General features: G+C 63.4%; 8 protein-coding genes. All 8 read right to left on the reverse strand.

Features of this window, described 5'->3' with window-relative positions:
- Positions 1-986 (reverse strand): sn-glycerol-3-phosphate ABC transporter ATP-binding protein UgpC (gene ugpC / locus EOA22_RS19065; protein ID WP_127390139.1); only part of this gene is annotated, 986 nt, incomplete at its 3' end.
- A gap of 41 nt (positions 987-1,027) precedes the next feature.
- Positions 1,028-1,849, reverse strand: a complete 822-nt coding sequence (locus tag EOA22_RS19070) for a carbohydrate ABC transporter permease (RefSeq protein WP_013531802.1) — start codon at positions 1,847-1,849, stop codon at positions 1,028-1,030.
- Entirely contained in the window at positions 1,850-2,788 is a 939-nt protein-coding gene (locus EOA22_RS19075; protein WP_013531801.1) for a sugar ABC transporter permease, read from the reverse strand.
- Positions 2,788-4,125, reverse strand: coding sequence for a sugar ABC transporter substrate-binding protein (locus tag EOA22_RS19080; RefSeq protein WP_027161536.1), 1,338 nt, complete (start codon positions 4,123-4,125; stop codon positions 2,788-2,790). The genes EOA22_RS19075 and EOA22_RS19080 overlap by 1 nt, the downstream gene beginning before the upstream one ends.
- 62 nt (positions 4,126-4,187) lie before the next feature.
- Entirely contained in the window at positions 4,188-4,847 is a 660-nt protein-coding gene (locus tag EOA22_RS19085) for a GntR family transcriptional regulator (protein ID WP_063167949.1), read from the reverse strand.
- A gap of 23 nt (positions 4,848-4,870) precedes the next feature.
- The gene (locus tag EOA22_RS19090; RefSeq protein WP_063167950.1) at positions 4,871-5,755 is read right to left on the reverse strand and encodes a dihydrodipicolinate synthase family protein; all 885 of its coding nucleotides are present in this window, start codon (positions 5,753-5,755) and stop codon (positions 4,871-4,873) included.
- A gap of 146 nt (positions 5,756-5,901) precedes the next feature.
- Entirely contained in the window at positions 5,902-7,041 is a 1,140-nt protein-coding gene (dprA, locus tag EOA22_RS19095; RefSeq protein ID WP_063167951.1) for a DNA-processing protein DprA, read from the reverse strand.
- The coding region (gene plsY, locus EOA22_RS19100; protein WP_127390140.1) for a glycerol-3-phosphate 1-O-acyltransferase PlsY at positions 7,038-7,512 on the reverse strand (475 nt) is incomplete at its 5' end. The genes plsY and dprA, both read right to left, overlap by 4 nt.

The raw sequence follows: 7,512 nt of genomic DNA on the forward strand, positions 1-7,512 counted from the left end.
TGCTTCAGCGCAAGCCGCTCCCGGAACAGGCAGGAGATTTCCTCGCCGGCGCAGTCGACCCTGGCGAAGATTTCCGAACCCGTGGCTTCCAGAAGCACGATCGTGCCGGCAATACCCTGGGAAATCGTTGCTCGGATATGTTCGGGACGGATGCCGTAGATGAGTTCACCCACGGGAATTTTTGCCAGGTTGATGCCTTCCGGCAGCGGCAGGGTCAGCCCACTGGCGCTGCGGAAAACGCCTTCCTCGACGCGGCCGGCAATGAAGTTCATGGCCGGCGAGCCAATGAAGCCGGCAACGAACAGATTGGCCGGACGGTCATAGAGGTCGAGCGGCGCACCGATCTGCTCGACAAGGCCGTCATGCAGCACGACGATCTTGTCGGCCATGGTCATGGCCTCGATCTGATCATGCGTGACGTAAATGGTGGTGGTGCCCAGCCGCTGGTGCAACGCCTTGATCTCGCCGCGCATCTGGACGCGCAATTTGGCGTCGAGATTGCTGAGCGGCTCGTCGAACAGGAAGACTTGCGGGTCGCGCACGATGGCGCGGCCCATGGCGACGCGCTGGCGCTGGCCGCCGGAGAGCTGGCGCGGATAGCGGTCGAGCAGCTTGTCGAGGCCCAGGATGCTGGCGGCCCTGCCGACGCGGCTTGCGGTGTCGGCCGGATCGGCTTTCTTGATCTTGAGGGCAAAGCCCATATTGTCGGCCACCGTCATGTGCGGATAGAGCGCGTAGTTCTGGAACACCATGGCGATGTTGCGGTCGCGCGCCCGCAGATTGTTGACGGTGCGATCGCCAATGGCGATCCTGCCGCCCGAGATCGTTTCAAGTCCGGCAATCATGCGCAGCAGCGTCGACTTCCCGCAGCCCGACGGGCCGACCAGGATGACGAACTCGCCGTCAGCGATATCGACGCTGACATCGTGGATAATCCTGGCCGTTCCGAAAGCCTTTTGCACGTTGTTGATTGTGACCGATGCCATTGGGTTTTCCTCGAAAAAGAGTGCGATGCCGTAGCGTGCCTTCAGCCGCCCTTGACGGCGCCCGCGGTCAGTCCGGCGACGATCTGCCTTTGTGCGAACATGGTCAGGACCAGTACCGGCAGTGTCACCACCAGGGCCGCGGCGGCGAGCGGCCCCCAGCTCACTTGCTCGTAGGAGAGCATGTTGTAGACGGCGACCGGCAGCGTGCGCGTTTCACGGCTGGCGAGCACCACGCCGAAGACGAAATTGTTCCATGAGAAGATGACGGACAGGATAAAGGCGACCACTATGCCCGGCTTGGCGATGGGCAAGGCGACCAGCCGGAACACCTGCCAGGAACTGGCGCCGTCGATGTTGGCGGCCTCTTCCAGTTCCATCGGGGTGGTCTCGAAATAGCCGATCATCACCCAGACGACGATCGGCACGGTCACCACCAGATGGATGATGATCTGCGGCCACAGCGTGCCGAGAATGCCGACCCATTGGAACAGCAGGAACAGCGGGATGAGATAGGAAAGCCCCGGCGTCATGCGGGCGATCATGATGACCACCGCCGATCGCTCGGCCTTGAGCCGCGCGATGCCATAGCCGGCCGGCACGCCGATCAGCAGCGCCAAAAGCGTCGCCGTGCCGGTCACCAGAACCGAATTCCAGAGATAGAGCAGGAAATTGTTCTCCTCGAACACTTTTGCATAGTTCGACCAGGCGAGATGTTCGGGGATCAGGATCGGCGGATAGGCGCCGTTGTCGATCTCGAATTTCAGCGACAGCGAGATCATCCAGAGGAAGAACAGGATCGCCGGCGAGACGAAGACCAGGGCCGCGAAGAACAGCCCGATCCGGTTGAGCAGTCGTGAACTCATCTATTTGCCCTCCACGCCGATCCACTGCGAGCGCTGGCGCAACATCAGGAGGATGAAGGACAGGGCGACGATGACGATGAAGAACACCACGGCCATGGCCGAGCCATAGCCGATGTCGTAGTAGGAGAAGGCGGTGTTGTAGAGATAGATGTTGATGGTCTCCGAGGCCGTGCCCGGCCCGCCCTGGGTCATCGCGTAGATGATGTCGAAACTCTTCAGTGCGTCGATGGTGCGGATGATCACCGCGATCATCAGGAACGGCGCGATCATCGGCAAGGTGAGATAGCGGAATTGCTGCCAGGCATTGGCGCCGTCGATTTCGGCGCTTTCGAACGGCTCGCGCGGCACGGACGCCAGGCCGCCGAGCACGATCAGCATCACCAGCGGCGTCCACTGCCAGGTCTCGACCGCAACCAGCGACGGGATGACCGTGTTGGCGTTGAAGATCCATTCCTGCGCCGGAATGCCGACCAGCGACAGAAGATAGTTGAGGACGCCGAGCTGGGGGTGGAACATCATCGTCCAGACCAGCGCCACGGCGACGGGCGTTGCCATCATAGGCATCACGAAGACGCCGCGCAGCAGGCCACGCAGCGGAAACCTGGCGTCGAAGATCAGGGCGGCGATGGTGCCGAGCAACATCGGCGCGGCAACCGAAAGGAAGGTGTAGCTCAACGTATGGAGAAGCGATTCCCAGAAGCGTTGGTCGTACGCCAGCCGCAGATAATTCTCCATCCCGGCAAAGCTTCGCGACTGGCCGAGCGTCCAGCGGTTGACGCTCATCCACAGCGTGAAGGCCCAGGGAAAGACGATCACGGCGCCGACGACGACGAGCGCCGGAACGACGAAAGGCCAGTAGTTGGGAGCCAGCCGGATCGTCTGGCTCCCTTCGATGGCTTGCGTCGTCACCCCGGTGCGTTCTGGGGTGGTGGCGGACATCAGCCTTGCTCGCTCCTGTCGAGGACCGGCTGGAATTGGTCGGTAGCCTTCTTCAACTCCTCGGCGGGATCAGCGCCGGCGATCAAATTGGTCAGCGCCACGCCGTAGATGTCGCGGAACTCTGTGACCGGGATGATGACCGGCAGCGACAGCCGGCTCACATTGCCGGAGCCGACCACCGCATCGAGCCAGCTTGCCGGCATGGTGACGCCTTCGCGCACCTTTGGATCTTCGAGCACCGATTTGCGGAACGGTACGCCGGCGCCTGCCTGCAGCAGGCGCGCGCCCATGACCGGCGACACTGCCCACTGGCAGAACAGATAGGCGGCCTCCTTCTTCTCGCTGGTGGCCGTCACGCCGATACCGTCGCCGAAGGTGCCAGCCGCGTGCGCCTTGGGACCCTTGGGCATGACGCCATAGCCGACCTTGCCGACCACCCGCGATTTTTCCGGATTTTCCATCGGCGGGGCAAAGCCGACGCCATCGAACCACATGCCGATCTTGCCTTGCAGGAAGGCGGACTGCGCTTCGGCCCAGTTGAAGCCAGTGACGCCTGGAGGCGCGGATTTGGTCATCAGCCGCTGGTAGAGCCCGGCGGCCTCGATCGCCTCGGGCGACGTCGTGCGCAGCTTGCCCTGAGCGTCGAGTGGCGTCATGTCGTAGCCGAGCATGAGCGATGTCCACACCGGCGTGTTGGCGTTCTTGATGCCGCGGGCGACGAAACCATAAGTATTGGTCGACGGGTCGGTCAGCGCCTCGGCCGCGGCCACCAGCTGCTCGAAGGTTTCGGGATATTTGAGGCCCTTGGCCTCGAACAACTCCTTGTTCCAGTAAACGATCCAGTAGTCGACCGAGAAGGGCAGCGAGCGCAGCACGCCCTGACCGTCCTTGGCGAACAGCATGCCGGCGTCGGCGAAATCGTTTTCGACCAGACCCGGATCGGTAAGGGTGGGGTCGGCGAGATAGCCTGATATGTCGGCAAGCCAGCCGCCTTTTTCGAACTGCCGCTTCTGCACATGGTAGCTCAGATGCACGACGTCGAAGCTCGGCTTGCCGGAGCTCAATTCGATCACCGTCTTCTGGCGCTGCTGCTGCTCAGGCGTTGCCTCGGCATTGACCTTGATCCCGGTCAACTCCTCGAACTCGGCGAGATATTTTATCAGGGTGTCGCTGCGCGGGCTTTTCACCAGATTGACGTCGAGCGTCGTGCCGGCAAAGCGCTTCCAGTCGACGGCCGCGGCAAAGCCTGGGCGAACACCCACAAGGCCGGCGGCGGCAAGTGCCGCGGTTCCCTGGAGGAGTTGCCTCCTGGTTGGGTTGAACAGATTGGACGACATTTCTTCCTCCCGGTTGCTGTCGTTGTCGAATGCGTCGCGACCGCGACGCGGCTCATGCTTCCTCAGATTTGCAGCGCCAGCCGGCGCGCCTTGTCGATGTGCAGGCTGATCGCCTCGACCGCCTTCTGCGGGTCGCGGCTTTCCATGGCTTCGATGACCGCAAGGTGCTCACGCATGACCGGCACGACGCGCCCGTCGATGCGGAAGCGCTCCTGATGGATCAGCCGGATCTTCACCGAGTTGACCAGATAGGCCTTGGCGATGATCTCGTTGCCCAGCGCATCGATGAAAGTGTCGTGCATCGCCCAGTCGATGCTCTGCGCCCTGGCTTCCATTTCCGGCGTCGGCGCCTGCGAAAGGGCTTGAGCCAGCATCTCCTCGTGTTCACGCCGCAGGCGGGCAAGTTCGTCATCGGAAGCGCTGACGGTGAACAGCGCCACCGCTTCGCGTTCCATGAACAGGCGGAACTGAAAAGCCTCGCGGATCAGGCTGATGTCGATATGGGCGATCTGCATGCCGCGCTGCGGGATCGTCGTCAGAAGCCCTTCGGCCTCGAGACGCGGCACGATTTCGCGAATGGCGCCGAGCGGCAGACCGGTGAAGGCGACCAGTTCGCGCTGCGATACGAACTGGCCCGGCAGCAGATCGCGGGCCAGCAAATGCCGCGTGAAGCTGGCATAGGCTTTTTCCCTAAGCGTGGTCGGCTCGCTGCCGTCTTCCATTTCAGCGCGTATCCCTTTGCCGGTCAGGCTGATTCCCTGGCAAACAGCCCATCATAGGCGTCAGCCAGCTGTTGTCGCCCCTGCGAACCGATCGGCTCCAGCGGCGGACGGACCGCCAGCCAGCGGTCGTCGCCGGTTTTGCGCGCCACCATGACCTTCACCGCCGGCGTTACCGGGTGTTTGAGCAATTCGAGCACGAAACGCTCGACGCGTGTGTCGTCGCGCCCGTCCCCGGCCATGGCCCGGATTTCGCTGGTAACGAAATTGGCCATGCCGGAGATTGCGCCTTGAGCACCAATTCGCACGGCTCGTGCCAGATGCCGCTCGTCACCGATCAAGATCACCAGATCGCCATGGGCGCCGAGCAGCGCCTCGCTGTAGTCCCAATCCCCGCCGGAATCCTTGACCCCCGCAATGACATCCGGAAAAGCCGTACGCAATCGGCCGATCAGGTCAAGCGAGAGCTGCACCATGGTGACCGACGGAATGTTGTAGAGCAGAACGCCACGGGCGAGGGGACCGAGCACGGCAAAGACAGTGGAAAACCAGCCGAAAAGACCATCGTCGCCGACATTCTTGAAGTAGCTCGGCGGCGCCAGCAGAATGTTGCGGGCGCCGCGCTGCAAGGCATGCCGGGCCTGCTCAGCGGCGTCTTCGGCCGCATCGACCAGCACGCCGGCAACAAGCTGATGCGGCAGGATGCCGGCAGCCAGCATGGCTTCGGTCACCGACCGCCGCTCCCCGGTGCCAACCGATGCGCCTTCGCCGGTGGTGCCAAAAAGCGTAACACTGGTGCACCCCTCCGCCAGGCAACGCTTGGCCTGGGCGACCATGAGGGCGGTGGCGATCTGCCCGGAGGCATCGAAAGGCGTGGCGAGGGCGGCCGAAAGGCCAAAACGTGATGTCACCGGGAGTCTCCGAAAAGAAGTTCGAAGGCAGTGATATCTCACTAACATGTCAGTTGTAAATCTGGTTGGTGCGTTTTTTCTGTCCCCGGATGACGTGGGCGAATCTTCTTGCTGGGAAGCGAACAGCGTCACACCGGAGGTGTCGGTCAGACAGAAGAATCCCCAAACACCAGCGAAACATGTCCTCCCGCATGGCGTTCTAGCCGGCCGGCGAGGTCGAGTTCCAGCAGCACCATGAACACTTGGGCCGGGTGCAGGCCAGTGTGGCGGATGATCTCGTCGACCGAGACGGGCGTCGGGCCGAGCGCCTCGATGACTCGGGCGCGATCGCTTTCGCCGGGCGGTGGTGCGGCCAAGAAGTCGGGCGGCTCTTCGAACGGCGGCACGTCGGGCGCCCGCATGCCGGTCAGCGGCGCGATTGCCCTGGAAATATCCGATGCCTCGGTGACCAGGGTGGCGCCATCCTTGAGCAGGCCATTGGCGCCGGCGGCGCGTGGATCGAGCGGTGAGCCCGGTACAGCGAAGACCAGTCGGCCCATTTCGCCGGCAAGCCTGGCGCTGATCAGGGACCCAGAGCGTTGCGCTGCCTCGACCACCACCAGCCCAAGGACCGCACCCGCGACAAGGCGGTTGCGGCGCGGAAAATCCTGAGCGCGCGGCTGCCAGCCGAACGGCATCTCCGAAATGATGGCGCCACGCTCGGCAATCTCTTCGCACAGGCCTGCATTTTCAGGCGGATAAGGCTGGTCGAGGCCGCCGGCCAGCACGCTGATCGTGCCGGTCGCAAGACTGCCCTGATGCGCCGCTGTGTCGATGCCGCGCGCCAGGCCGGAGACGATTGCGTAGCCGTCGCGGCCGAGGTCGGCTGCCAGCATGCGCGCCATCTTGATGCCGGCCAGCGACGCGTTGCGTGCCCCGACTATGGCGACACCCGGCAGCCGGAAAACAGCTGCGTTGCCCTTTACCGCCAGCAGGGGCGGCGGATGATCCATGTTGCGCAAGAGGGGTGGGTAGTCTGCTTCACCGATGCCGACAAAGCGGGCGCCGGCCTTTCCAGCTGTTTCCAGTTCGGCCTCGGCCTCGGCAACGGACGGGATGCGGGCGATCCGGATGGCGCCGCCCGAAATCATCAGTTCCGGCAGTATTTCAAGCGCCGCTTCGGCTGAGCCGAAGCGGTTGATCAGGTCGCGAAAGGAGGCAGGGCCGACATTCTGGGTGCGGATCAGTCGTAGCCAGCTCAGCCGCTGCCGGTCGCTGAGGCGCGGCCCGGCGGTCGGCTCGCTCATCCCTTGGCTCCGATCTTGCCCTCGGTGCCGGCAAGCAGGCGCGAAATGTTTTCCCGGTGCTTGATGAAAACGATGACGCTCATCACCACGAACAATCCGGCAATTTGCGGCGTGCTCAGGACATAGAGGGCGATCGGCACGATGACCGCCGCCGTCAGCGCCGCAAGCGAGGAATAACGGAAGAGGAATGCCATCACCAGCCAGACGACGGCGAAGATCAGCGCTACCTGCCAGGCAAGGCCGATCAGCACGCCGAGATAGGTGGCGACGCCCTTGCCGCCCTTGAAGCCCAGCCATACCGGGAAGAGATGACCGAGAAAGGCGCCGAGACCGGCCCAGATCGCCAGGTCAGGCGCGAAATAGCCAGCAATCAGCACGGCGGCCGTGCCCTTCAGCGCGTCGAGCAACAGCGTCGCCGCGGCTAGGCCCTTGTTGCCGGTGCGCAGAACATTGGTGGCGCCGATGTTGCCC

It is taken from the genome of Mesorhizobium sp. M7A.F.Ca.US.014.04.1.1 (assembly GCF_003998745.1).
Lineage (GTDB): Bacteria > Pseudomonadota > Alphaproteobacteria > Rhizobiales > Rhizobiaceae > Mesorhizobium > Mesorhizobium ciceri.